This window comes from Herbaspirillum lusitanum P6-12 (assembly GCF_000256565.1).
Classification (GTDB): Bacteria; Pseudomonadota; Gammaproteobacteria; order Burkholderiales; family Burkholderiaceae_D; genus Herbaspirillum; species Herbaspirillum lusitanum.
In genome coordinates this window covers 1-25,731 of record NZ_AJHH01000475.1, presented here as the reverse complement: position 1 = coordinate 25,731, position 25,731 = coordinate 1, and the positions used below count along the sequence as shown (strand labels likewise).

18 protein-coding genes, 1 tRNA gene and 5 pseudogenes are annotated in these 25,731 nt (G+C 59.9%); 14 read left to right on the top strand and 10 right to left on the bottom strand.

The genetic code is table 11. The features are described from left to right. The first annotated feature begins 253 nt into the window (after positions 1-253). From metH to HLUSI_RS0115885, 4 genes and pseudogenes are all read left to right on the top strand, one after another. Positions 254-4,000 carry a methionine synthase gene (gene metH / locus HLUSI_RS0115900; RefSeq protein ID WP_029363599.1) on the top strand — a complete coding sequence of 1,249 codons (3,747 nt, stop codon included), beginning with the start codon at positions 254-256 and terminating at the stop codon, positions 3,998-4,000. 54 nt (positions 4,001-4,054) lie between these two features. Next, positions 4,055-4,330, top strand: coding sequence for a hypothetical protein (locus HLUSI_RS0115895; protein ID WP_016834913.1), 276 nt, complete (start codon positions 4,055-4,057; stop codon positions 4,328-4,330). Between the two features lie 341 nt (positions 4,331-4,671). Continuing rightward, positions 4,672-5,855, top strand: a pseudogene (locus HLUSI_RS28990) (MFS transporter). Between the two features lie 106 nt (positions 5,856-5,961). Then, on the top strand, positions 5,962-6,642 hold the full coding sequence (locus HLUSI_RS0115885) for a MarC family protein (protein ID WP_016834912.1): 681 nt from the start codon (positions 5,962-5,964) through the stop codon (positions 6,640-6,642). A gap of 6 nt (positions 6,643-6,648) precedes the next feature. On the opposite strand, the gene HLUSI_RS0115880 is transcribed toward HLUSI_RS0115885, so the two are convergent. The 4 genes from HLUSI_RS0115880 to HLUSI_RS0115865 all read right to left on the bottom strand — a co-directional run bounded on the left by HLUSI_RS0115880 (position 6,649) and on the right by HLUSI_RS0115865 (position 12,117). Continuing rightward, on the bottom strand, positions 6,649-7,263 hold the full coding sequence (locus tag HLUSI_RS0115880; RefSeq protein WP_016834911.1) for an LON peptidase substrate-binding domain-containing protein: 615 nt from the start codon (positions 7,261-7,263) through the stop codon (positions 6,649-6,651). A 24-nt stretch (positions 7,264-7,287) separates the two neighbouring features. Next, positions 7,288-8,838 (bottom strand): SpoVR family protein, encoded by a 1,551-nt coding sequence (locus tag HLUSI_RS0115875; protein WP_016834910.1) that lies wholly within the window; start codon positions 8,836-8,838, stop codon positions 7,288-7,290. Positions 8,839-8,846: 8 nt separating this feature from the next. Further along, positions 8,847-10,112, bottom strand: a complete 1,266-nt coding sequence (locus HLUSI_RS0115870; protein WP_029363597.1) for a YeaH/YhbH family protein — start codon at positions 10,110-10,112, stop codon at positions 8,847-8,849. 82 nt (positions 10,113-10,194) lie between these two features. Next, positions 10,195-12,117, bottom strand: a complete 1,923-nt coding sequence (locus HLUSI_RS0115865) for a PrkA family serine protein kinase (protein ID WP_016834908.1) — start codon at positions 12,115-12,117, stop codon at positions 10,195-10,197. A gap of 1,002 nt (positions 12,118-13,119) precedes the next feature. On the opposite strand from HLUSI_RS0115865, the gene rpmH reads away from it, so the two are divergent. The 7 genes and pseudogenes from rpmH to HLUSI_RS28985 all read left to right on the top strand — a co-directional run. Beyond that, the gene (gene rpmH / locus HLUSI_RS31735) at positions 13,120-13,254 is read left to right on the top strand and encodes a 50S ribosomal protein L34 (RefSeq protein ID WP_039784652.1); all 135 of its coding nucleotides are present in this window, start codon (positions 13,120-13,122) and stop codon (positions 13,252-13,254) included. Between the two features lie 31 nt (positions 13,255-13,285). Next, positions 13,286-13,696: a ribonuclease P protein component gene (rnpA, locus tag HLUSI_RS0115860; RefSeq protein ID WP_085944040.1), complete on the top strand. Its 411-nt coding sequence runs from the start codon at positions 13,286-13,288 to the stop codon at positions 13,694-13,696. Then, a complete protein-coding gene (gene yidD / locus HLUSI_RS31730) occupies positions 13,696-13,965 on the top strand; it encodes a membrane protein insertion efficiency factor YidD (protein WP_083830972.1) in 270 nt (89 codons plus the stop codon). Before rnpA ends, yidD begins: the two co-directional genes overlap by 1 nt. A 19-nt stretch (positions 13,966-13,984) precedes the next feature. Beyond that, positions 13,985-15,646: a membrane protein insertase YidC gene (gene yidC, locus HLUSI_RS0115850; RefSeq protein ID WP_016834905.1), complete on the top strand. Its 1,662-nt coding sequence runs from the start codon at positions 13,985-13,987 to the stop codon at positions 15,644-15,646. Positions 15,647-15,759: 113 nt separating this feature from the next. After that, a pseudogene (locus HLUSI_RS0115845) lies at positions 15,760-16,098 on the top strand (tRNA uridine-5-carboxymethylaminomethyl(34) synthesis GTPase MnmE); the annotation flags it as partial. Continuing rightward, positions 16,089-16,457, top strand: a pseudogene (locus HLUSI_RS0115840) (YidC/Oxa1 family insertase periplasmic-domain containing protein); the annotation flags it as partial. The pseudogenes HLUSI_RS0115845 and HLUSI_RS0115840, both read left to right, overlap by 10 nt. A gap of 2 nt (positions 16,458-16,459) precedes the next feature. After that, positions 16,460-17,509 (top strand): annotated as a pseudogene (locus tag HLUSI_RS28985) (tRNA modification GTPase); the annotation flags it as partial. Positions 17,510-17,716: 207 nt separating this feature from the next. Here the strand turns inward: HLUSI_RS28985 and HLUSI_RS0115830 are convergent. After that, positions 17,717-17,908: a hypothetical protein gene (locus HLUSI_RS0115830; protein WP_016834904.1), complete on the bottom strand. Its 192-nt coding sequence runs from the start codon at positions 17,906-17,908 to the stop codon at positions 17,717-17,719. A 262-nt stretch (positions 17,909-18,170) separates the two neighbouring features. Between HLUSI_RS0115830 and HLUSI_RS0115825 the strand changes: the two genes are divergently transcribed. Both HLUSI_RS0115825 and HLUSI_RS0115820 read left to right on the top strand, forming a co-directional pair. Continuing rightward, complete coding sequence (locus HLUSI_RS0115825; RefSeq protein ID WP_016834903.1) at positions 18,171-18,767, top strand: nitroreductase family protein; 597 nt, start codon at positions 18,171-18,173, stop codon at positions 18,765-18,767. Positions 18,768-18,877: 110 nt separating this feature from the next. After that, a tRNA-Asp gene (locus HLUSI_RS0115820) sits at positions 18,878-18,954 on the top strand. 207 nt (positions 18,955-19,161) lie between these two features. Here HLUSI_RS0115820 and fusA read toward each other — a convergent pair. Then, positions 19,162-21,268, bottom strand: a pseudogene (gene fusA / locus HLUSI_RS28980) (elongation factor G). Between the two features lie 347 nt (positions 21,269-21,615). Here fusA and HLUSI_RS0115810 point away from each other — a divergent pair. Further along, entirely contained in the window at positions 21,616-22,248 is a 633-nt protein-coding gene (locus HLUSI_RS0115810) for a TetR/AcrR family transcriptional regulator (RefSeq protein ID WP_029363594.1), read from the top strand. A gap of 85 nt (positions 22,249-22,333) precedes the next feature. On the opposite strand, the gene HLUSI_RS0115805 is transcribed toward HLUSI_RS0115810, so the two are convergent. The 4 genes from HLUSI_RS0115805 to HLUSI_RS0115795 form a co-directional block, all read right to left on the bottom strand. Continuing rightward, positions 22,334-23,266, bottom strand: coding sequence for a recombination-associated protein RdgC (locus tag HLUSI_RS0115805; RefSeq protein ID WP_016834899.1), 933 nt, complete (start codon positions 23,264-23,266; stop codon positions 22,334-22,336). A 117-nt stretch (positions 23,267-23,383) separates the two neighbouring features. Further along, positions 23,384-24,502: a DNA polymerase IV gene (dinB, locus tag HLUSI_RS28975; protein WP_016834898.1), complete on the bottom strand. Its 1,119-nt coding sequence runs from the start codon at positions 24,500-24,502 to the stop codon at positions 23,384-23,386. Continuing rightward, positions 24,396-24,662 carry a SlyX family protein gene (locus HLUSI_RS34805; RefSeq protein ID WP_330987163.1) on the bottom strand — a complete coding sequence of 89 codons (267 nt, stop codon included), beginning with the start codon at positions 24,660-24,662 and terminating at the stop codon, positions 24,396-24,398. Before HLUSI_RS34805 ends, dinB begins: the two co-directional genes overlap by 107 nt. Then, on the bottom strand, positions 24,659-25,731 hold a 1,073-nt coding region (locus HLUSI_RS0115795; RefSeq protein ID WP_029363593.1), incomplete at its 5' end, for a TIGR03862 family flavoprotein. The genes HLUSI_RS0115795 and HLUSI_RS34805, both read right to left, overlap by 4 nt.

The following is a 25,731-nucleotide window of genomic DNA, read 5'->3' as shown; positions in this document are numbered from 1 at the left end:
GCGCAAGCGTTCCCGGAACCGATCGGCGCCGCGATGGCGAATAATTCCATCTCGACAACATCCACGCCCTGTTCGATCAGCCGGGGATCGGCGGCGGTGACGAAACTGTCGAGGGAAGCATTGCTGTCGGCCAAGGGTTTGGGGGGCGTTTCACGTATAATTTCAAGTCTTAACCGATTGGATGAACCCGGCATGTTGCGTGACCGGGTTTTTGCATTCGGGTTTGCAGTATTCCACAATGAAGATTCTCGCCATGAAGCCAAACGATCCGTGCCAAACCGAACTGTTGTTGCGCGACCTGATGTCGCAGCGCATCCTGATTCTGGACGGCGCCATGGGCACCATGATCCAGCAGTACAAGCTGACGGAAGAGGATTATCGCGGCGAGCGCTTCAAGGACTTCAGCGTGCCGGGCAAGGAGTTGTTCGTCAAGGGCAACAATGAGTTGCTGAGCCTGACCCAGCCGCACATCATCCAGGAAATCCACGAGCAATACCTGGCCGCCGGCGCCGACCTGGTCGAGACCAACACCTTCGGCGCCACCGGCGTGGCGCAGGACGACTATCACATGGCGCACCTGGTCTACGAGATGAACGTGCAGTCGGCCAAGCTTGCGCGCGCGGCCTGCGACAAGTATTCGACGCCCGACAAGCCGCGCTTCGTCGCCGGCGCGCTCGGCCCGACGCCGAAGACCGCATCGATCTCGCCCGACGTCAATGACCCCGCAGCGCGCAACGTCACCTTCGATCAACTGGTCGCTTCGTATCTGGAACAGACGCGCGCGCTGGTCGAAGGCGGCGCCGACGTACTGCTGGTGGAAACCATCTTCGACACGCTCAATTGCAAGGCGGCGCTGTTTGCGATCGACGTGTTCTTCGAAGAGTCTGGTAAGCGTTTGCCGATCATGATTTCCGGCACCGTCACCGATGCCTCAGGACGCATCCTGTCCGGCCAGACCGTACCGGCCTTCTGGCATTCCATCCGTCATGCGCGTCCTCTGACCGTCGGTCTGAACTGCGCGCTGGGCGCTGCGCTGATGCGTCCGTATGCCGAGGAGTTGTCCAAAATTGCCGACACCTTCGTCTGCATTTACCCGAACGCGGGTTTGCCCAATCCGATGAGCGACACCGGCTTCGACGAGACGCCTGACGTCACTTCGTCGCTGCTGAAAGATTTTGCTGAAAGCGGCTTCGTCAATGTCGCCGGCGGTTGCTGCGGCACGACGCCAGCGCACATCAAGGCCATCGCCGACACAGTCGCCACGATTGCGCCGCGCCAGGTCCCGGAAGGCAAGCACGAGATGTTGTTGTCGGGACTGGAACCCTTCATCATCAACGACCAGTCGCTGTACGTGAACGTCGGCGAGCGCACCAACGTCACCGGCTCCAAGGCCTTTGCGCGCCTGATCCTCAACGAGCAGTACGACGAAGCGCTGGCGGTAGCGCGCCAGCAAGTTGAAAACGGCGCCCAGATCATCGACATCAACATGGATGAAGCGATGCTCGATTCGCTCGCCGCCATGACGCGCTTCCTCAACCTGATCGCTTCCGAGCCCGACATCGCGCGTGTGCCGGTCATGATCGACTCGTCCAAGTGGTCGGTCATCGAAGCCGGCCTCAAATGTGTGCAGGGCAAGTCCATCGTCAACTCGATTTCGATGAAGGAAGGCGAAGAGAAATTCCTGCACGAGGCCAAGCTGTGCCGCCGCTACGGCGCCGCCGTGATCGTCATGGCCTTCGATGAAGTTGGTCAGGCCGACACCTACGAGCGCAAGATCGAAATCTGCGAGCGCGCCTATCGCCTGCTGGTCGACAAGGTCGGCTTTCCGCCGGAAGACATCATCTTCGATCCGAACATCTTCGCCGTCGCCACCGGCATCGAAGAGCACAACAACTACGCCGTCGACTTCATCGAAGCGACCCGCTGGATCCACCAAAATCTTCCGTACGCCAAGATCAGCGGCGGCGTGTCCAACGTCAGCTTCAGCTTCCGCGGCAACGACCCGGCGCGCGAAGCGATCCATACCGTGTTCCTGTACCACGCCGTCAAGGCCGGCATGACCATGGGCATCGTCAACGCCGGCATGATCGGCGTCTATGACGACTTGCCGGCCGAACTGCGCGAAGCTGTCGAAGACGTGGTGCTGAACCGCCGTCCGGACGCCACCGAGCGCATGATCGACATCGCCGCGACCCTGAAGGCCGGCGACAAGAAGGAAGAAGCCACGCTGGAATGGCGCAGCGAGCCGGTCGAGAAGCGACTCGCGCACGCGCTGGTGCTCGGCATCACACAATGGATCGTGGAAGACACCGAAGAAGCGCGCCAGAATTTGTTGAAGAGCGGCGGCCGCCCGATTCACGTCATCGAAGGTCCGCTGATGGACGGCATGAACGTGGTCGGCGACCTGTTCGGCCAGGGCAAGATGTTCCTGCCGCAGGTGGTGAAATCGGCGCGCGTGATGAAGCAGGCAGTGGCGCATCTGATTCCCTTCATCGAAGAAGAGAAGCGCCTGATCGAGCAGGAAACCGGCATCGTCGCCAAGCCCAAGGGCAAGATCGTCATCGCCACCGTCAAGGGCGACGTCCATGACATCGGCAAGAACATCGTCTCGGTGGTCCTGCAATGCAACAACTTTGAAGTCGTCAACATGGGCGTGATGGTGCCGTGTTCGCAGATCCTGGCCAAGGCCAAGGAAGAGAACGCCGACATCATCGGCCTGTCCGGCCTGATCACGCCGTCGCTGGAAGAAATGGCCTACGTCGCCAAGGAAATGCAGCGCGACAGCTATTTCAGCGGCGTCAAGATGCCGCTGCTGATCGGCGGCGCGACGACCTCGCGCGCCCATACCGCGGTCAAGATTGCGCCGAATTATTCCGGTCCTGTGGTCTACGTGCCGGATGCCTCGCGTGCCGTCTCGGTGGCGCAATCGCTGCTGACGCCGGAGCAGAAGGATCAGTACATCGCCGACATCGCCACCGATTACGAACGCATCCGCGAGCAGCACGCCAACAAGAAGGCCGTGCCGCTGGTCCCGATTGCCGCCGCGCGCGACAACAAGATGCAGCTGGAATTTGCACCGGTCAAACCGAAGTTCATCGGCCGCCGCGTGTTCAAGAACGTCGACCTGGCGACGCTGGCGAAATACATCGACTGGGGGCCGTTCTTCCAGACCTGGGATCTGGCCGGTCCGTATCCCGCCATCCTGAAAGACGAAGTGGTCGGCGAAGCGGCGAGCAAAGTATTCGAAGAAGCCCAGGCCTTGCTGAAGAAAGTCATCGACGGCCGCTGGCTCACCGCCAACGGCATCGTCTCGCTGCTGCCGGCCAACACCGTCAACGACGACGACATCGAGATCTACACCGACGATACGCGCACGCAAGTGGCGCTGACTTACTACGGCGTGCGCCAGCAGACCGAGAAACCGGTGATTGATGGCGTTGCCCGTCCTAACCAGTGCCTGGCCGATTTCATCGCGCCGAAGGCGTCCGGCATTGCCGACTATATCGGCATGTTTGCGGTCACGTCCGGTCTCGGCATCGAGAAGTACGAGAAGCGTTTTGAAGAAGCGCACGACGACTATTCATCGATCATGCTGAAGGCCCTGGCCGATCGCCTGGCCGAAGCCTTCGCCGAATATCTGCATGAGCGCGTGCGTACCGATCTGTGGGGCTACGCGTCGCAGGAGTCCTTGAGCGCCGAAGAGCTGATCAAGGAAAAATACGTCGGCATCCGTCCCGCCGCAGGTTATCCGGCCTGCCCGGAACACACGGTCAAGGCCGAGGCTTTCAGGGTCATGCAATGCGACGAAATCGGCATGACGGTCACCGAGTCGTACGCGATGTTCCCGGGCGCGTCGGTGTCGGGCTTCTACTTTGCGCACCCCGATTCCAAGTACTTCGTGGTCGGCAAGATCGGCGACGACCAGGTCGCCGACATGGCCGAGCGCCGCGGCGTCAGCAAGGATGATGTCGAGCGCTGGCTGGCGCCGAACTTGTCTTGACGGCTGTTTTTACCTATTCTCTTGTTCAACTTTTATTTCGTTTCTTCTCGCGCCATGATCGATTCCGCCGACAACGTCACCCACATGTTGCCCGTCACCGGGCCGCTGCGCCTGAACTTCTTCACTGACCAGCCCGAGTTGGCGCGGCTGTTCGTCGCCGACCTGACCCAGGATTTGCTGGGCGACTGGATCGTCACGCAATACTGGACCGGCAAACCGCAGGCACGCGGTGGCGGCCGCGTGACCGTGGTCAACGACCAGGATGCCGGCTTCCAGATGATCCGGAAGATCGCGGCGAAGAAGGAAAAAGGCGGTTATCGCCTGGTCTGATGCGCTCTTTTGGAGTGCCTCGGCAGCTTGAAAACGGAGAGATTATTCTCTCCGTTTTCTTTTGCGGTATTGCTTTTCTGACCTCGTCTGCATGCCAGCGCGTCTCGTGTTAGGCTGTCCTCCGCTGTTAAATTGACGATAGTGTTGTTGCATTGACCATGGCATCGCGATTCAACAGCGGGAGACAAAACAATATTCTGAACGAGACGGAGAACCCGCGCGTGACTTCCACCCCTGCAGTACATTCCGCTTTCAAAGACGACCCCAAAAAAGATCCTGGCAACAACTTCGGCGCCGATTCATCCTATGCGGTGGTGCGCCTGCTGATCACGCTGGTGCTGATGGTGATCGGCGCCAGCGGCATGTATGTGGTCGCCGTGGTGTTGCCGGCGGTGCAGGCGGAATTCGGCGTCGCACGCGGCGTGGCGTCGATGCCTTATACCTTGTCGATGATCGGCTTCGGCATCGGCGGCATGCTGATGGGCAAGCTGGCCGACCGGTTCGGCGTGATGATTCCGTTGCTGGTTGGTGCAGTGTGTCTGGGCCTCGGTTTCATCCTGGCCGGCATGGCGCCCAACATCATCGTCTTCACGCTCGCGCATGGCTTGCTGATCGGTTTGTGCGGCAGCTCGGCGACATTTTCGCCGCTGATCGCCGACACCTCGCTGTGGTTCGTGCGCCGGCGCGGCATCGCGGTAGCGGTGTGCGCCAGCGGCAACTACCTGGGCGGTGCGATCTGGCCGCCGATCGTGCAGCATTTTGTCGACACGGTCGGTTGGCGCCAGACTTATTTCGGCCTCGGGGTGGTGTGCTTCATCGTCATGGGCGGGTTGGCGCTGCTGATGCGCCGGCGTCCGCCGGTAGCGGTTGCCGCGGCTGCGCGCAACGGCGTCAGCCTGACCTCTGAGCGACCCTTCGGTCTGCCGATGGGCAAGGCGCAACTGTTGCTGTGCGTGGCCGGCATCGCCTGCTGCGTGGCGATGGCGATGCCGCAGGTGCATATCGTCGCGTACTGCGGCGACCTCGGCTACGGCGCCGCGCGCGCGGCGCGCAGATGCTGTCGCTGATGCTGGCGTGCGGTGTGGTGAGCCGGCTGATTTCCGGATTGATTTGCGACCGCATCGGCGGCTTGCGCACCTTGCTGCTCGGTTCGATGCTGCAGGGGATTGCCTTGCTGCTGTTCCTGCCGTTCGACGGCCTGGTGTCGCTCTATGTCATCTCGGCCTTGTTCGGGCTGTTCCAGGGCGGCATCGTGCCGTCCTACGCGATCATCGTGCGCGAGTACTTCCCGGCTTCCGAAGCCGGCGGCCGGGTCGGCGCCGTCATCATGTGCACCATGCTTGGGATGGCGCTGGGCGGCTGGATGTCGGGCCAGATCTTCGACCTGACCGGTTCGTACCATGCCGCCTTCATCAACGGCATCCTGTGGAACCTGCTCAATTTCAGTATCTGCATGTTCTTGCTCCGGCGCACTTCGCGCAACAAAAGCGGCAGCGGCAGCGGTTTGCAAACCGCCGGCGCCTGACACGTAAAGCCCGGGAGCACCGCCGGTTTGATTTGGCGGCGCTCCTGCATTACGCTATGGGGAATGCAGGCGACCGCCTGCCGTTTCCTTGCTCCCTGGGCCCCAGATGCTGATCATTTTCCTCAAAGCCGTGCTGCTGATCCCGGTGACGCTGTTGCCTATCCTCAATCCGCTCGGCATCGCCCCGGTATTCGCCAACCTGCTGGGCGACGTGCCGCGCCAGATCGAAAACCGCGTGGCGCGCCAGGTGGCGATCAATTGCTGGTTCTTGCTGGTGGGCGCGATTTTCATCGGCTCGCACGTGCTGGCGTTCTTCGGCATTTCTCTGCCGATTGTGCGTATCGGCGGCGGCATCCTGGTGGCGGTGTCGGGTTGGAAATTGCTCAGCGACGGCGGCAACGACGCGGCGATTCCCAAGCAGGTGGCCAAGGCTTACGACGACGAATCGAATGAGGAATTGAAGGCGCGCAGCTTCTATCCGATCAGCTTCCCGCTCACCGTCGGTCCCGGCACGATTGCGGCGTCGATCACGCTCGGTGCGAACACGCCGGCGCGGCTGGTGGACTGGGTCATGTCGATCGGCAGCGCGGCGCTCGGCTCGGCGTTGACGGTGCTGGTGATTTACCTGTGTTATCGCTCGGCCAACAAGATCGTCAGCCTGCTCGGCCGTCTCGGCACCATGGTGGTGTTGCGTTTGTCGGCGTTCATCCTGCTGTGCATCGGCATCCAGATTTTCTGGTCGGGATTCACCGGCTTGCTGGTGGAGACGGGGATGTTGCCGCCGTAGAAATTTTCAATGGAGCAGGCCGCGCTCGCCGAGCAGGTCCTGCACCAGCTCCAGCCGCAGCACGGGGTTGTCGAGCGCCAGCAGGCCTTGCTTCTGCTCCACGCTCATCGGCAGCATTTCGCTCCAGCGGTTGGAGACCCAGCCGCAATCGTCGAGACGATAGGGCGCCGCCACGGGGATGTCGCTTTCCGGAATGGAATGGTTCTTCAGCGACGCCAGCAAATTCATCAGCGCGGTGACGGTATTCTGCAACTCGTCGGGAATCGCAACGCTCTGATCGTTTTCCAGCGGCTCCACCTGCGCCATCCACAAGCCGTGCTTCAGCTGCTCCTTGGCAGCGATGCGAAAGCGCGAAGTGCCGCTGCAAGAGATGCGCAGCAAGCCCTGCACCGGCGCCGACCACTCCCTGATATGCGCCAGCGTGCCGACCGGCACGAAGCTCTCGACCAGGCCGGGTTTGCGGACTTCGTTGCCGGCCGTCAGCGCCACCACGCCGAATGAGGTGCCGTTGGCGATGCATTTGTTGATCATGTCCAGGTAGCGGACTTCGAAAATCTGCAATGGCAGCCGTCCGTCCGGAAACAGCGCCGAGCCTAGCGGGAAAAGCGGGATGGTTTCCATGATGTCCTGATGACGCCTCTCGCTTCAGGTGCGCAGCACGTAGCGATTGTCGCTGATGCATTCATAGCGTTGCACGATGTAGCCGTTGTCGTCGACGCTTTCCAGGTAGACGTCGAATTGCCACAGCCGCGCCATGTGGCGCAGGACTTCATTGGTGCTGTCGCCCAGCGAACGGCCGTCGCTGCGGAAATGGCGCAGCGTCAGGCTGCGGTTGCCGCGCGTGTTGACCGACCACACCTGGATATTCGGTTCGCGGTGGTTGATGTCGTACTGCCGCGACAAGGCCTGGCGCACGTATTGATAGCCGCTGTCGTTGTGGATGGCCGAGACTTCCAGTTCGCTGCGGCTTTCGTCGTCGAGCACGGCGAACATGCGCATGTCGCGCATCAGTTTCGGCGACAGGTATTGCGCGACAAAACTCTCGTCCTTGAAGTTGCGCATCACGTAGTGCAATGTGTCCAGCCAATTGCTGCCGGCCATGTCGGGAAACCACTGCTTGTCTTCGGCGGTCGGATTTTCGCAGATGCGACGAATGTCGCTCATCATCGAAAAGCCCAGTGCATAAGGATTGATGCCGTTGTAATACGGCTTGGTGATCGGCGGCTGGAACACCACGTTGCTGTGCGAATGCAGGAATTCCATCATGAAGCTGTCGGTCAGCTTGCCCTGGTCGTACATGGTGTTGAGCAGCGTGTAATGCCAGAACGTGGCCCAGCCTTCGTTCATGACCTGAGTCTGCCGCTGCGGATAAAAATATTGACCGACCTTGCGCACGATGCGGATGACTTCGCGTTCCCACGACTCCAGCAACGGCGCATTCTTTTCAGCGAAATACAGCAGATTTTCTTGCGGTTCCGATGGGAAGCGTTCATCCACCTGCGCCGCCGTAGTTTCCTTCTTCGCCGGCAACGTGCGCCACAATTCATTGACCTGAGACTGCGCGTAGGCTTCACGCTCACGCTGTTGCGCGCGTTCCTGCGCCAGCGACATGCGCTGCGGGCGCTTATAGCGGTCGACGCCGTAGTTCATCAGCGCATGGCAGGAATCGAGCAGTTCTTCCACACGATCGAAGCCGTAGCGTTCTTCGCATTCGGCGATGTAACCTTTGGCGTAGACCAGATAGTCGATGATTGCGCTGGCGTCGGTCCACAGCTGGAACAGGTAGTTGCCCTTGAAAAAAGAGTTGTGTCCATATGCCGCATGCGCCACCACCAGCGCCTGCATGGTCATCGTATTCTCTTCCATCAGATACGCGATGCAGGGGTTGGAATTGATCACGATTTCGTACGCCAGACCCATCTGGCCGCGCTTGTAGTCGCGCTCGGTGGCGAGAAAATGCTTGCCGAACGACCAGTGGCGATAGTTGACCGGCATGCCCGAGGAGGCATAGGCATCCATCATCTGCTCGGCAGAAATGATCTCGAGCTGGATCGGATAGATGTCCAGCTTGTAGCTTGCCGCCACCTTGGCGATTTCCTCGTTGTAGCGCTCGATCAGCTCGAAGCTCCAGTCGGAAGGGCAGGGCAGGGGATCACGTCTGGTCGGCGCGGCCGGAGGCACAGGCGGCGTGTTCATTCGCGTATTCATGCATGGACCTGCTTTTCAAAAAGTTCGCGGAAGACCGGATAGATCTCGGACGAGGACTGCACCTTCTTCATCGCAAAGTGCGGATGCTCGTGCAGCAGCTGCGTGTATTCCGTCCATAGGTTTTGCTCCGGCTCGGCCACCTGGATATAGGCAAAGTAACGGCACATCGGAAGAATCGCTTCCTCAAGGATGCTGCGGCATTTCGGCGAATCGTCGTTCCAGTTGTCGCCATCGGAAGCCTGGGCGCCGTAGATGTTCCATTCGTTCGACGGATAGCGCGTCCTGATGATGTCCTGCATCAGTTCCAGCGCGCTGGAGACCACCGTGCCGCCGCTTTCCTGCGAGTGGAAGAAGGTCTCCTCGTCGACTTCATCGGCGCGCGTGTGATGGCGGATGAAGACCACTTCGATGTGTTCGTAATTGCGCATCAGGAACAGATACAACAGGATGAAGAAGCGCTTCGACAAATCCTTGCGCTGTTCGTCCATCGACCCCGACACGTCCATCACGCAAAACATCACGGCGCGGCTCGACGGCTGCGGCTGGCGCACGCGGTTGACGTAGCGCAGGTCGAACGGGTCGATGAAGGGGATGCGCCAGATGCGGCCCTTGAGATGATGGATTTCTTCTTCCAGCAGCAGTATTTCCGAGCGCCTGTCGCCGGGGTCATTTTGCAGGGCGCACAACTGTTCTTCCAGCTCGCGCAGTTTGGCCACCAACGGTCCGCCCAGCGCAATACGCCGGCCCAGCGAGCTGCGCAGCGAACGCACGATGTCGATGTTGGCGGGCGAACCGTCGACCGAATAACCGGCGCGCATGTTCTTCCAGTTGGGGATCGACATCAGGTTGGTCTGGATCAGGCGCGGCAGTTCCAGGTCTTCGAAGAAGTACTGCATGAATTCTTCGCGCGACAATTCGAAGGTGAACTCGTCCTGGCTCTCGCCTTCATTGCTGGCGGTGCTGCCGCCGTCGCCCGAGCCGCCGCTGCGGCGCGGGATGCGATCGCCCTGCAAATAATCCTGATTGCCGGGATGCACGATCTCGCGCTTGCCGCCGCGGCCGTGGTGGAAGGCCGGTTCGGAAATATCCTTGCGCGGAATGGTGATGCTTTTCGAGCTCTCGATGTCCTTGATACTGCGATCCCGCACCGCTTCGGTAACGGAACGCCGGATATCGCTGCGGAAGCGCCTGAGGAAACGCTCCCGGTTGGCGATGCTCTTGTTCTTGCCAGCTAGCCTGCGGTCGATGATCTGATGGAGCAAATCCATTCTCCTGCTGATGGTACAGCCGGGCGGGTTGCTTTTCAGTTGACGCATTCTGTCATCGGCAACCCGTGTTCCTGGTTCAAGAGGATTTGCGTACGCGCAAATACCATTCGCACAGCAAACGCACCTGCTTCGGCGTGTAGCCCTTGCTGACCATGCGATTGACGAAGTCTTCGTGCTTTTGCATTTCTTCGGTCGAACCCTTGGCGTTGAAGGAAATCACCGGCAGCAGATCCTCGGTGTTGGAAAACATCTTCTTCTCGATCACCACGCGCAGCTTTTCGTAGCTGGTCCACAGCGGATTCTTGCCGCCGTTGTTGACGCGCGCACGCAGCACGAAGTTGACGATCTCGTTGCGGAAATCCTTCGGATTGCTGATGCCGGCAGGCTTCTCGATTTTTTCCAGTTCCGCGTTCAGGGACGCACGGTCGAAGCTCTCGCCCGTATCGTGATCGCGGAACTCCTGATCCTGGATCCAGAAGTCGGCATAGGTCACGTAGCGGTCGAACACGTTCTGGCCGTATTCCGAATACGACTCCAGGTAGGCGGTCTGGATTTCCTTGCCGATGAACTCCGCATAGCGCGAGGCCAGCGTGTCCTTGACGAAGGACAGGTACTTTTGCTCCTGCTCGGGCGGGAACTGCTCGCGCTCGATCTGCTGCTCCAATATGTACATCAGGTGCACCGGATTGGCGGCGATTTCGGTGGTGTCGAAGTTGAACACGCGCGACAGGATCTTGAACGCAAAACGCGTCGAAATGCCGGTCATGCCTTCGTCAACGCCGGCGTAGTCGCGGTATTCCTGATATGACTTGGCCTTGGGGTCGGTATCTTTCAGGTTCTCGCCGTCATACACCTGCATCTTGGAAATCAGGCTGGAGTTTTCGGGTTCGCCCAGACGCGTCAGGATGGAGAATTGCGCCATCATCTTCAGCGTCCCCGGTGCGCAGGTGGCGTTGGCCAGCGACGAGGTGCGCAGCAGTTTTTCGTAGATGCGGATTTCTTCCGACACGCGCAGGCAGTACGGCACCTTGACGATGTAGATACGATCAAGCAGCGCTTCGTTGTTCTTGTTGTTGCGGAAGGCCTTCCACTCCGACTCGTTGGAGTGGGCCAGGATGATGCCGTCGAACGGAATCGCGCCGAAGCCTTCGGTGCCCTTGAAGTTGCCTTCCTGGGTCGCGGTCAGCAGCGGATGCAGCACCTTGATCGGCGCCTTGAACATTTCGACGAATTCCAGCAAGCCCTGGTTCGACAGGCACAACCCGCCGGAGTAGCTGTAGGCGTCGGCATCGTCCTGCGAGTATTGCTCGAGCTTGCGGATGTCGACCTTGCCGACCAGCGTGGAAATATCCTGGTTGTTTTCGTCGCCCGGCTCGGTCTTGGAAATCGCGATCTGGCGCAGGATCGACGGATAGCGCTTGACCACGCGGAACTGGCGGATGTCGCCGTTGAATTCATGCAGGCGCTTGACGGCCCATGGGCTCAGGATGGATTTCAGATAGCGGCGCGGAATGCCGAACTGCTCTTCGAGGATCTGTCCGTCTTCTTCGTAATCGAACAGGCCGAACGGCGATTCATTGACCGGCGAGCCTTTGATCGAATAGAAGGGGATGTGCTCCATGAGCTGTTTGAGGCGTTCGGCGATGGACGACTTGCCGCCGCCGACCGGGCCCAGCAGATACAGGATCTGCTTCTTTTCTTCCAAACCTTGCGAGGCATGGCGGAAATAGGCGACCACCTGCTCGATGACTTCTTCCGCGCCGTAGAATTCCTTGAAGGCGGGGTAGACCTTGATCACCTTGTTGGCGAACAAGCGCGACAAACGGGGATCTTCGCGCGTGTCGACTTTCTCAGGCTCGCCAATCGCCATCAGCATGCGTTCTGCGGCCGATGCGTACACAGCCGGATCGTTCTTGCAAAGACTCAGATACTCTTCAAGCGAAAATTCTTCTTCTCTGGTTTTGTCAAAGCGACTCGCAAAGCTGCTGTAGATATCCATACCACCTCCGTAACTTCAATGAGACAACAAATTGAATACGTGCGTTATGTTTTTAGATTTATCGACCGCGATTTCCTGAGCATCGGCTCCTGACCAGTTTCAGCAGTTTCACCATGGTGCGCGGCATTGGAGTTTTCAATGCTTTTTTCAGTGCGCTGACGATGCGTGCACGCTGTTGAACTTGGACCGGAAAACAAAATTTTCGTTTTTATTCTATTCCTTTTTTTCTGAAGTCATTGTGCTGCTTTTGTTCCAGCGTACTGCTAAATGATTTTCCCGTATCCGAAAACAACCGCCGTTTTCGGAGCCAGCTTTTCGATATGCAAAAGCGTCGAAATTGTGCGGCGCATTTTTTGCCGTACCCCTGTTCGTTAAATGGTTGAGCGTGATGCGCGGTTGACCTTGTTACGTAATTCAGGCGTGCCGCCTTGCAGGCGAATCGGGACAGGCTTTGCGCGCTTGCCGGGTGAGGTTGGCGGGCATCGTCCGGCGCGCATTTTTCGGCATTTCAAACCGTCGCAAGAGGCAATGCAAGTTTGATGCCGGGGAATACCCATGGACAGGATGGGGATGGGAGCGAATGCGGTATCGGACCGAATGGCGCTGAAAACTTTTTTCAATTGCACGCTTGAAACGTTGCTTTTTTACCATGTGACCGCTTCGCAACGCTTAACTCGATAGCTTTCCAGTAAGCTTTACGATTTTTTTGATAGATGGTCTCGATGAGCTTACAGTGAAAACGGCCTCCCGGCCCTGTCCCGAGGGCGTTCGCAAGCGATCTGCAGAGAAAGCACGGAGTAGATAAGTCATTGACAAACAAGTGAAAAATGCAGTCTAATTCAGGGTTCACCATCCGTTGAATTGCGTTCGTGCTGTGGCCTTGCGGTTTCGGCTCTCAAATGCCTCTCTGATCTACAGGAAGAGGCATGCGCAGAAAAACAGAAATTCCGCGGAGATTCCGAAGTATTTTTGCCGATTATTGATTAAGTAAGCGAGTCCAACATGAAACGTACCTACCAACCTTCCGTCGTGCGTCGCAAGCGTACCCATGGTTTCCGTGCCCGTATGGCAACCCGTGGTGGCCGCGCTGTCATCAACGCACGCCGCGCAAAAGGCCGCAAGCGTCTGGCTGCTTGATACATAGCCGGCGCAGAGCACTGCTGTTTGTGTGACAGGCGATCGTTCCTATCTCTACTCACGCGATCAGCGAATCGTTAAAACGGATGAGTTTTCATCCGTTTTTCGTTTGCGACCGGTGTATCGGACTGCCCATTTCGTCCTGTACGCGCGCAACAACGACTTGCCGCTAGCGCGTCTGGGTGTCGTCGCCGCCAAACGCATGGCGCCGCGCGCGGTCACCCGGAACACGATCAAACGCGTCACCCGCGAATTGTTCCGGCAAACGGCATTGGCATTGCCCCAGGTGGATTGCATCGTGCGTTTGTCGAAACCGGTCAACAGCAAGAGCGGACCGGCGACCAACGCCAGACTCAAAGCGGAATTGCGCGACGAGTTGTCACAGTTGTTTGCATTTTTGCTGAACGCGAACGCGTTTGCCAGGAAGCCGGAAAATACGTGATGAAAACGCCTTTACTCCTGCTGTTACGTGCCTACAAGCTGGGAGTGAGCCCTTATCTCGGGCAGAATTGCCGTTTTTATCCCAGCTGTTCCGACTACGCCGCCGAAGCCATCCGCCTCCACGGAGCATGGAAGGGCAGTGTCCTGGCCGGCAAACGCCTGTGCAAATGCCATCCCTGGCATCCCGGCGGACTTGATCCGGTACCTGAGTCCTCCGCATCAGATTCCTCCTCTCCCACTGTAGCCGCTGGCGGCCGCAGCCACTCCTGATTTATTGGTCAATACTCTTATGGATATCAAACGTACCGTCCTGTGGGTTGTCTTCTCGTTTTCCCTGCTGCTGCTCTGGGATGGCTGGATGCGCCATAACGGACATCAGTCGATGTTCTTCCCGTCGGCCAACCCGACTCAGGAGCAAGCCGCCGCCAATCCGGCCGCGCCCACTGCCAGCCCGACGGGCTCCCCGGTTCCGCAGGCAGGCACGCCGGCGCCGGGCGCCGTGCCGGGGGCTGACGTCGCCGCCACCGCCACCAAGGGCGAAACCATCGTCATCACCACCGATCTGGTCAAGGCCAGCATCGATACCGTCGGCGGCGAACTCAAGCGTCTGGAGCTGCTGAAGCACCGCGACACCGTCGACCCGACCAAGAACCTGGTCCTGTTCGATTCGAGCGCCGGCCACACCTATCTGGCTGAATCCGGCCTGATCGGCGGTCCGTTCCCGACCCACAAGTCGATCTTCACCGCCAAACCGGGCGCACGCGCGCTGGACAACGGCAACGAAGTCCAACTGGTGTTGGAAGCGCAGGAAAACGGCGTCAAGCTGACCAAGACCTACACCTTCAAGCGCGGCGACTACTCGATCGACCTGAAGCACACCGTCACCAACGACAGCGCAGCGGCGATCAATCCTTCGCTGTACCTGCAACTGGTGCGCGACGGCAACAAGCCGGGCGGCGAGTCGCACTTCTACAGCACCTTTACCGGTCCTGCGGTGTACACCGACGCCGACAAATTCCAGAAGCTGACCTTCGAGAAGATCGAAGAAGGCAAGGAACAGCACGCCAACAAGGCCGACAACGGCTGGATCGCACTGGTGCAGCACTATTTCGTGTCGGCCATCATTCCGCCTGAAAAAGCGCAGCGCGACATCTTCACCAAGAAGATCGGCACCAACCTGTACGCCGTCGGCAACATCCTGCCGCTGGGCACAGTTGCGCCGGGCGCCAGCGTCACCATGGACGCGCGCCTGTACTCCGGTCCGCAAGAATCGTCCGTGCTGGAAAAGACCACGCCTGGCCTGGAACTGGTCAAGGACTACGGCTGGCTGACCATCATCGCCAAGCCGATCTTCTGGCTGATGATCCACATCCACGCCTATGTCGGCAACTGGGGCTGGACCATCATCCTGCTGACCATGCTGATCAAGGCGGTGTTCTTCCCGCTGTCGGCCGCCAGCTATCGCAGCATGGCCAAGATGAAGGCCGTCACGCCGAAGATGACCGCGATCCGCGAGCGTCACAAGGGCGATCCGCAAGCGATGAACCGCGAAATGATGTCGCTGTACAAGACCGAGAAGATCAATCCGCTGGGCGGCTGTCTGCCGATCGTGATCCAGATCCCGGTGTTCATCTCGCTGTACTGGGTGCTGCTGGCCAGCGTGGAAATGCGCGGCGCGCCATGGCTGGGCTGGATCCACGATCTGACCGCGCCCGACCCGTTCTACATCCTGCCGGTGCTGATGGCGGTGTCGATGTTTATCCAGACCAAGCTCAACCCGACTCCTCCGGATCCGGTCCAGGCCAAGGTCATGATGTTCATGCCTATCGTGTTCTCGGTGATGTTCTTCTTCTTCCCGTCCGGCCTCGTGCTGTACTGGGTCGTGAACAACGTCCTGTCGATCACGCAGCAATGGGTCATCACCAGAAAGCTGCAGGCAGGCAAGGCTTGATGACCTGCTTGTTATCGCCGTCAGGCACTTGTTAGTCGAAAAAGCCCGTGGCATGATTTTCACGGGCTTTTTTTCGTCCCTGTTTTCCTATTTTTTGAAAAGTAGTGCGCATCATGACTCTCGATACTTCCCCTATCGCCGCGATCGCCACCGCCCCCGGACGCGGCGGCATCGGCGTGGTCCGTCTTTCCGGCAAAAATCTGTGGCCGGTGGTGCAGGCCATCTGCGGCAAGGATGAAAGCTCGCTGGCGCCGCGCCACGCCAGCTACCTGCCGTTCAAACGCGCCGACGGCAGCCTGATCGACCAGGGCCTGGCGATCTACTTCAAGGCGCCGCATTCCTACACCGGCGAAGACGTGCTGGAGCTGCAAGGCCACGGCGGCCCGGTGGTCATGCAAATGCTGCTGGCGCGCTGCCTGGAAGCGGGCGTCGACATCGGCCTGCGCCTGGCCTGGAACTGGTCAAGGACTACGGCTGGCTGACCATCATCGCCAAGCCGATCTTCTGGCTGATGATCCACATCCACGCCTATGTCGGCAACTGGGGCTGGACCATCATCCTGCTGACCATGCTGATCAAGGCGGTGTTCTTCCCGCTGTCGGCCGCCAGCTATCGCAGCATGGCCAAGATGAAGGCCGTCACGCCGAAGATGACCGCGATCCGCGAGCGTCACAAGGGCGATCCGCAAGCGATGAACCGCGAAATGATGTCGCTGTACAAGACCGAGAAGATCAATCCGCTGGGCGGCTGTCTGCCGATCGTGATCCAGATCCCGGTGTTCATCTCGCTGTACTGGGTGCTGCTGGCCAGCACCAGCGCGCCTTCCTCAACGACAAGCTCGACCTGGCGCAGGCCGAAGCGGTCGCCGACCTGATCGAAGCGTCGACCGAAGCGGCCGCCAAGTCAGCCTCCGAATCGCTGTCGGGCGCTTTCTCCAAGGTGATCCACGATCTGGTGAACAAGGTCACCAACCTGCGCATGCTGGTCGAAGCGACGCTGGATTTTCCGGAGGAAGAAATCGACTTCCTCGAGCAATCCGACGCCCGCGGCCAGCTCGCCGCGATCCGCGCCACGCTCGACGATGTCTTCATGCACGCCTCGCAAGGCGCCTTGTTGCGCGACGGCCTCAACGTCGTCCTGGCCGGCAAGCCCAACGTCGGCAAGTCGTCGCTGCTCAATGTGCTGGCCGGCTCCGACGTCGCCATCGTCACGCCGATCGCCGGCACCACGCGCGACAAGGTCACCGAGACCATCCAGATCGAAGGCATGCCGCTCAACATCATCGACACTGCCGGCATCCGCGAAGCCGAAGAAGATGGCGGCGGTCCCGACGAAGTCGAACGCATCGGCATCGAACGCACCTGGGGCGAAGTCGCCAAGGCCGACGTCATCCTGCACATGCTCGACGCCGATCGCGGTCCGACGCTGGAAGACGAAAAGATCACCGAGCGCTTCCCCGACGGCGTGCCGGTCATCCGCATCTGGAACAAGATCGATCGTTCCGGCCACAAGCCGGCGGTCGACAAGATGTCGGACGCCACGCACATTTACCTGTCGGCCACCGACCAGGTCGGCATCGACCTGCTGCGCGGCGAATTGCTGCGCATCGCCGGCTGGCAGCAAACGGTGGAATCGCGCTACCTCGCGCGCGAACGCCATCTGATCGCCTTGAAGGCCGCGCGCGACTATCTGGAAAGCGCCGCCATGCACGCCTCGGTCGACAATCAGGCCAGCGACAAGTCTCTGGATTTGTTTGCGGAAGAATTACGGCTGGCGCAGGAGCGCTTGAGCAGCATCACCGGCAAGTTCACGCCGGACGATTTGCTGGGAGTGATTTTCTCGCGCTTCTGTATCGGGAAGTGATGCTGGACGACCTGCCGGGAAGTATGTGGAACACAATCCTGTAACGGATGTTACAGGGTGTAAAAACCATAGGTGGGCAGGGAAGGGGGCGTTATCTTGAGCACTCCCTCCCCTCCAATTCATCACCCCCCTGAGGATTGGATTTAACCCGCGCGCCGCAAGGCCGCGGGTTTTTTTCTGGGCAACGCCAATAGCGCGAAAGACGCGTCAGACTTCTTCGGAGCGGTCGTGCGGTGCGGTCTGCAGAGTGGCAGCCGGCGGATACAACTGCAGCGCGTTGTGCAGCTTGCCGATGGCGCGGCACATGTCCTCGAAGCCGCTGGCTTCCACTTTCGATTTGAACTGGTAAATCGTGCCGTCGACCCAGACTTCGCGCTCGGCTTCTCTGAGTACGTTCATCGTTTGTCTCCACTCATTCTTGTCAGGGAATGGTAGCACGGTGGTCCGCTGGCGCAAGATGGTGGCGGTTTTGCGACACATCATCATGTGCCAGGGTGCATCTCCAGACGAGTTTTGCGCCTTGTTCATCTGTTGAAAAATGCAAACCGGCGCTATGCCGACGCGCTTTCTTGCGTTGCCTGCAGAGCCGGAAAACAACTGCTAAGATGCCCCTCTGTCCGATGCCGCAGAGCAGCATCTTTCCCATTTTTCAGGAGTCTTCATGTCGCAAACCAACCCACGCGTTGCCGATCATCCCATCGATCCGCAATTCCTGAACCGCTGGTCCCCGCGCGCCTACAATGGCGCCGAGATTTCCGAAGAAACCGTGCTGACCTTCCTGGAAGCCGCGCGCTGGGCGCCGTCGGCCTACAATGCCCAGCCCTGGCGCTTCGTCTACGCCCGTCGCGGCACGCCGGCGTGGGACAGCCTGCTGGGCCTGTTGAACGAATTCAACCGCAGCTGGTGCGCTAACGCATCGGTACTGATCGTCGTGCTGTCGCGCACGGTGATGCTGCCGCCGGGCGCGACCGAAGTCGTTCCTGCGCCGACGCACTCCTTCGACACCGGTTCGGCCTGGGGCTACCTGGCCCTGCAGGCTTCGCTGTCGGGCTGGCACGCCCACGGCATGGCCGGTTTTGACAAGGACAAGGCGCGCACTGAACTGAATGTGCCGGCCGAGTTTTCGGTGGAAGCCATGGTCGTCATTGGCAAGCTGGGTGACAAGTCCATCCTGCCGGAAGGCCTGCAAGCCCGCGAAGTACCGAGCCCGCGCGAGCCGCTGTCCAAGCTGGCCTTCGAAGGCAAATTCAAGGCGTGACGGCTGGCCGTAAAATATTTCGCAGTTTTATAAAAAAGGCCTAGCTTTTTGAAAAAGGCTCTCCTATAATAGCGTTCTTTCAGCAAGCAACGACAGCTGAAGCGGTTTTAGGAGTGGTAGTTCAGTTGGTTAGAATACCGGCCTGTCACGCCGGGGGTCGCGGGTTCGAGCCCCGTCCGCTCCGCCAAATAAAACGCCTCATTCGCAAGAATGGGGCGTTTTTGTTTTTGCGCTTTGGCTTGCGTTCGTCCTGAGTAGCGGCAGCGCCGCGTATCGAAGGCGCGCATACCGTCAGCGCGTCTTCGATACGGCCCTAAAGGGCCTACTCAGTCCGAACGGGGTCCGATTGAGTAGGCGAGCAAGATATCGGCCCTTTTTCAGCAAGGGCAATCAATCACCCTTTGCCCTTACCCCCCGACAACTGCTCCACCACCTGCCGCGGCGCCTCGGCATAGTGCTTGAACTCCATCGAGTAGGTCGCGCGCCCCTGTGACAGCGAGCGCAGCGTGGTCGAATAGCCGAACATTTCCGACAACGGGACTTCAGCACGCACCAGCTTGCCGCCGCCCACCATGTCTTCCATGCCCTGCACCATCCCGCGCCGTGACGACAGATCGCCCATCACGTTGCCCATGAATTCCTCGGGCGTTTCCACCTCGACCTGCATCATCGGCTCCAGCAGCATGGGGCCGGCGCGCTTCATCGCTTCCTTGAAGGCCATGGAGCCGGCCATGCGGAAGGCGTTCTCGTTGGAGTCGACGTCGTGGTACGAACCGAAGGTCAGCGTGGCCTTCACGTCCACCACCGGGTAACCCGCCAGCACGCCCGCTTTCAACGACTCCTGGATACCCTTGTCGACCGCCGGGATGAATTCGCGCGGCACCACGCCACCCTTGATGGCATCGACGAATTCATAACCCTTGCCGGCGGGTTGCGGTTCCAGCTTCAGCACCACGTGGCCGTACTGGCCGCGTCCGCCGGATTGCTTGACGAATTTGCCTTCGACATCTTCAATCGTCTTGCGAATTGCTTCGCGGTAAGCCACCTGCGGCTTGCCGACGGTGGCTTCGACGTTGAACTCGCGCTTCATGCGATCGACCAGAATTTCCAGATGCAACTCGCCCATGCCGGAAATGATGGTCTGGCCCGATTCTTCATCGGTGCGCACGCGGAACGACGGATCCTCCTGCGCCAGACGATTCAGGGCGATGCCCATCTTCTCCTGGTCGGCCTTGGTCTTCGGTTCCACCGCCTGCGAGATCACCGGCTCGGGGAATACCATGCGTTCGAGGATGATCACGTCATCCGGATCGGACAGCGTGTCGCCCGTGGTGACATCCTTCAGCCCGACCGCAGCCGCGATATCGCCCGCATAGACTTCCTTGATTTCCTTGCGCTCGTTCGCATGCATTTGCAGGATGCGGCCGAGGCGTTCCTTCTTGCCCTTGATCGGGTTGTACACGGTGTCGCCCGAATTGATCATGCCCGAATACACGCGGAAGAAAATCAGCTGGCCGACGAACGGATCGGTCATGATCTTGAATGCCAGCGCCGAGAATTTTTCATCGTCGGCGGGATGGCGCTCAATCTCGTTGTCTTCTTCATCGTGACCCTTGATCGCCGGCACGTCGATCGGCGACGGCAGATAGTCGATCACGGCGTCGAGCATGGCCTGCACGCCCTTGTTCTTGAACGCGCTGCCGCACAGCATCGGCACGATCTCGCCGGCGATGGTGCGCAGGCGCAGGCCTTGCTTGACGTCTTCTTCGGTCAGCGGCGTGCCGCTGAGGTATTTTTCCAGCAACTGTTCATTGGCTTCGGCGGCCTGTTCGATCATCTTGTCGTGCCACTCGCGCGCCGTCTCTTCCAGCTCGACCGGAATCGGCTGGTACTCGAACTTCACGCCTTGGCTGGCTTCATCCCAGATGATCGCTTTCATCTTGACCAGATCGATCACGCCCTGGAAATGGTCTTCCGCGCCGATCGGAATCTGGATCGGCACGGCATTGCCTTTCAGGCGCTCGCCGATCTGTTTCTGCACGCGGAAAAAATCCGCGCCGACGCGATCCATCTTGTTGACGAAGGCCATGCGCGGGACGCCATATTTGTTCGCCTGGCGCCACACGGTTTCGGATTGCGGCTGCACGCCGCCGACCGAGTCGTACACCATGACCCGCGCCGTCGAGCACGCGCATCGAGCGTTCGACCTCGATGGTGAAGTCGACGTGGCCCGGCGTGTCGATGATGTTGATGCGGTGTTCCGGATAATTGCCGGCCATGCCTTTCCAGAAGGCGGTGGTGGCGGCGGACGTGATGGTGATGCCGCGTTCCTGCTCCTGCTCCATCCAGTCCATGGTCGCAGCACCGTCATGCACTTCGCCAATCTTGTGATTGACGCCGGTATAAAACAGGATGCGCTCGGTGGTGGTGGTTTTACCGGCATCGATGTGCGCGCTGATACCAATGTTCCGGTAATGTTCTATACGGGTCTTGCGTGTCATGACATTTTCCTTTTCGTTGCATCGTTGGATGGAACCGGCAGAAAGCAATCGCGGCGGAGTCACATTATGCGCATATTTTTGCATCTATGCTGTCCGCCGTAGTTGACTGATGCTGGCTGAAAATCCAGCCTGCAATCCTTCCCTGGTTCGCCTGGCGGCTTTCTTTCCCGCAAGACAAAGCGAGGAGCGAAAAGCCTGCGCATCATCATGGCTTGTATTTATGTAATGCGTGTTACATAATATATTTCGACTGAAATTGTTGTCAATGTATTTTTGTAATTCAAGTTATATTAAGCTACACTGAACATCGATACCCACCGCAGTCGTTGTAAAAAAGGAGAATTCCCATGCAGCAAACCAGAGGGCGGCCGCGCAGTTTCGACCGAGACGAAGCGCTACGCCTGGCAATGCAGGTTTTTTGGAACAAGGGTTACGAAGGCACCACCATGGCCGACCTGACGGCCGCCATCGGGGTCAAGGCGCCGAGTTTGTATGCCGCATTCGGCGACAAGAACGCGCTGTTCCGCGAAGCCATCGATTTCTATTCGGCAACCACTGCCATCGGGCCGATCAACGCCTTGAAAGAGGGCAAGGGCATGCGCGAGGATTTGCACAACATGCTGCAGGCCAGCGTCGCGCTGTATGCCGATCCGGCCAACGGCAAGGGCTGCATGGTGGTTGTCTCGGCCATCAACTGCGCGCCCGAAAATGCCGCCCACGCGGAAGAAATGACGGTACGCCGCCAGAAGAAGCGGCAAGAGCTGGCCAAGCGTTTTCGCAAGGCGCAGGAGCAGAACGAATTAAGCGCCGATGCCGACATCGACGGCCTGGCCGATTTCTACACCGCCGTGCTGCACGGCCTGTCGCTGAGCGCGCGCGACGGCGTCAGCTGCGAACGCCTGGCAAACACCATTTGCCACGCCATGAAGGCGCTTGATGCAGTATTGATTGCGCCGAAGAAAAAACGCGCCGTGCAATGAGTTGAGATTTTTTGCCGCGCCATGAAAAAACGCCGGGCCGATCTTGCGATCGCCCGGCGTTTTTCACTAGCTGAAGGGGAATGAATCAGGCCGCAGCAGCCAATGCAGCAGTACCGTCATTCTCGCGCAATTGTCCACCCAATGCCTCGATCAGGTCGGCCAGCATCTTGCTGACTTCGCCGGTCATGAGCATGAAATCGCCGTCGAAGCGTTCGTCGTCGTTCTTCGCCGTGACGTCGCTGTCTTCCTTCAAAACGTCCAGCGGCGCGATCTTCTTCACGCTCAGGTTTTCGGTCAGCACGAACGACACGCGGTCGTTCCAGGTCAGCGCCAGGCGCGTGCATTGCTTGCCCGATTCGATGTGACGCTGCACGTCTTCCGGCTCCAGCGTGTGGCGCACGAAACGCACGGTCGCCTTGCTGTCGCCGCTGGCACGCAATTCGGTGTCCTGATCGACGGTGAAGCCGCTCGGCGCTTCGTCCGAGGCCAGCCAGTCGGTCATCGAGGACAACGGCGAGCGCACCGTGCGCAGCGTCTCCAGCGGGAATTTCGGGATCGCCTTGAGCAGCAGCTTCAATACTTCTTCGGCTTTGCCGGGACTGCCGGCATCGACGATCAGCCAACCGTTGACCGGATCGATCCAGGTCCAGGTGCTGCGTACGATGCTGAAGGCGCGCGGCAGCAACTCATCGGTGACTTGCTCTTTCAATTCCTTGGTCTGCTTGCGGCCCGGCGCAAAACCTTGTTGTTCTTCCAACTCGGCGGCGCGTGCCTTGGTCACCTGATTGATCACGGTGCTCGGCAGCAGTTTTTTTTCGGTGTCCAGCTTGAGCAGGAACTGGCGATTGACGACATGCACCAGGCGCTCGTTGCCGCGCGGCGAAACCCAGCCCTGCGACTGCATTTCCAGGCTGGAGCAGGCAGCAAAAGCCTGCGGAGCGAGATTGGATTCGAGCTGGTCGGCGCTGATGGCCCAAGGGGCCGGCAGGCGGTAAATCTGAAGGTTCTTAAACCACATGGCGTTCGGGCAAAAGCGTCCATTTTACACGGAGCCCGGGGGACGTCTGATATTCACGCCGACTTTATCTGCGTGCGCTGGCGCAGGCCGCGCGCAGCCTGATTTGGCCTGATTCACCTACTCGAAACCAAATTCGCCTTGCGAAAAATCCTCGCGCTCAGGCGTGCCGTCGTTCTTCGACAACGCGCCCACGCGCACGCCCAGCAGGCGGATGCGTTGCTCCAGCGGCACCCGTCGCAGGCATTCGCCGGCGGCGCGGCGGATCGCGGCGGGATCGTTCACCGATGCCGGCAAGGTGACGTCGCGCGTCACCGTCGAGAAGTCGGCATAGCGCAGCTTGATGCCGATGGTGCGTCCGAGATAGCCCTTGCGGTGCAGGTCTTCCGACACGCGCGTGCACAGCGCGGTGAAAATGCCGGACAGCTTGTCGCGGTCGTGACGCGCATGCAGGTCGCGCTCGAAGGTGGTCTCGCGGCTGATCGATTTCGGCTCCGAACTGGTCGAGACCGGACGGTCGTCCACGCCTTGTGCGACATTGCCGAGCCAGGCCGAATAGCTGCGGCCGAAATGGTCCTGCAACACACCGGCATCGGTGCGCGCCAGGTCGCCGATGGTGACGATGCCGAGCGCGGTCAGCTTCTCGGCTGCCTTCGGACCGATGCCGTTGATCTTGCGCGCCGGCAGCGGCCAGATGCGCGTAGGCACGTCGGCCATGGTCAGGATGGTCAGGCCGTTGGGCTTTTCCAGGTCGGAGCAGATCTTGGCCAGCAGCTTGTTGGGAGCGACGCCGATCGAGCAGGACAGGCCGGTGGTCTCGTTGACGGCGTTCTTGATGCGCGTGGCCAATGCGCGTGTTTCTTCTTGGTGTTCGCTGAGGTCGATGTAGATCTCGTCAATCCCGCGATCCTCGATCAACGGCGCGATGCCGGCGACGGCCTTCTTGAACAATCGGGAATAGTGGCGATAAGAATCGAAATCCACCGGCAGCAGGACGGCGTCGGGCGCCAGTTGCGCCGCCTTCATCATGCCCATGGCGGAAAACACGCCCAGCGCGCGCGCTTCGTAAGTCGAGGTGGTGATGACGCCGCGCCCGACATAGTCGCGCAGGATCGAGAATTCGCGCGTGCCGTCAGCACGCGTGACCGGCTGATGCACCGAGCGGCCGCCGATGACCACGGCCCGGCCGCGCAATTCCGGATAGCGCAGCAACTCCACCGATGCATAGAACGCATCCATGTCGAGGTGCGCAATGCGGCCGCGCCAGCGCGGTCAGCAGCTTTTCGAGTTCGTCGATTTTCTTTTGCTGCTCGTAGACGATCTTGTTGAGCGCATCAACGGTGTCCTCCTGATGCGTCAGTTTCAGTTCGATGTCGACCAGACGTTCTTCGTCGATCATGGTGTGTTCTCCTTTGTGGCCGCAGTATCGGCCTCTGTCTCGCCCAGCCAGCGTAACGCGCCTTGGGCGGCCTTGCGCCCGCTGGCGAAGCAGGCCGTCAGCAGGTAGCCGCCGGTCGGCGCTTCCCAATCCAGCATCTCGCCGGCGCAGAATACGCCGGGCAACTGACGCAGCATCAGGTGATGTTCTCCGGCGTCCTGCATTGCCTCGAATGGTACACCTCCGGCGCTGCTGATGGCCTCGTCGAGCGGCCGCGGCGCGCGCAGCTTGACAGGCAATTCCTTGATCGCCTGCGCCAGCTTGTACATGTCCCGGAAGTCTTCCGCGCTGGTGCATTCGCGCAGCAGCGCCGCCTTTGCGCCCTTGAGCTTGAGCCGGCTTTGCAGATGGCTGGACATTGAGCGGGCGCCGCGGGGATGTTGCAGCTCGCTCAGCACGCGCGCCGGCAGCCAATCGGGCAACAGATCAAGATACAGCGTGGCCGGTGCGGACGGCGTGATGGCGTCGCGCAAAGGCGCCGACAGCGCATAGATCAGGCCGCCTTCGATGCCGCATTCGCCTTGACGGCGCAAGGGCGTGCCGTCGTTCAGCATGACGGTGGCGGCAATGGTCTTGAGCGGTTCGCCGGCGGCGCGGCTGCGGAAATGCGCACTCCAGTCGACGTCGAAGCCGCAGTTTGACGGCTGCAAGGGCGCCAGCCCGACGCCGCGTTCGGCCAGCAGCGGCATCCACGCGCCGTCCGAGCCGAGGCGCGCCCAGCTGCCGCCGCCCAGCGCAAGAATGACGGTCGATGCGGCTACGGAAATTTCACCCTCGGGCGTGGCGAAGCGCAGCTTGCCATCCGCATCCCAACCCTGCCAGCGATGCCGCATGTGGAAACGCACGCCCGCTTCGCGCAGGCGATGCAGCCAGGCGCGCAATAGTGGCGCTGCTTTCATGTCGGTGGGGAAGACACGCCCGGAACTGCCGACGAAGGTGTCGATGCCGAGTCCGTGTATCCACGCACGCAAATCTTCTGGCGTGAAATCCTTGAGCAACGCGGCAACCGCATTGCGGGCGGGGCACCCGT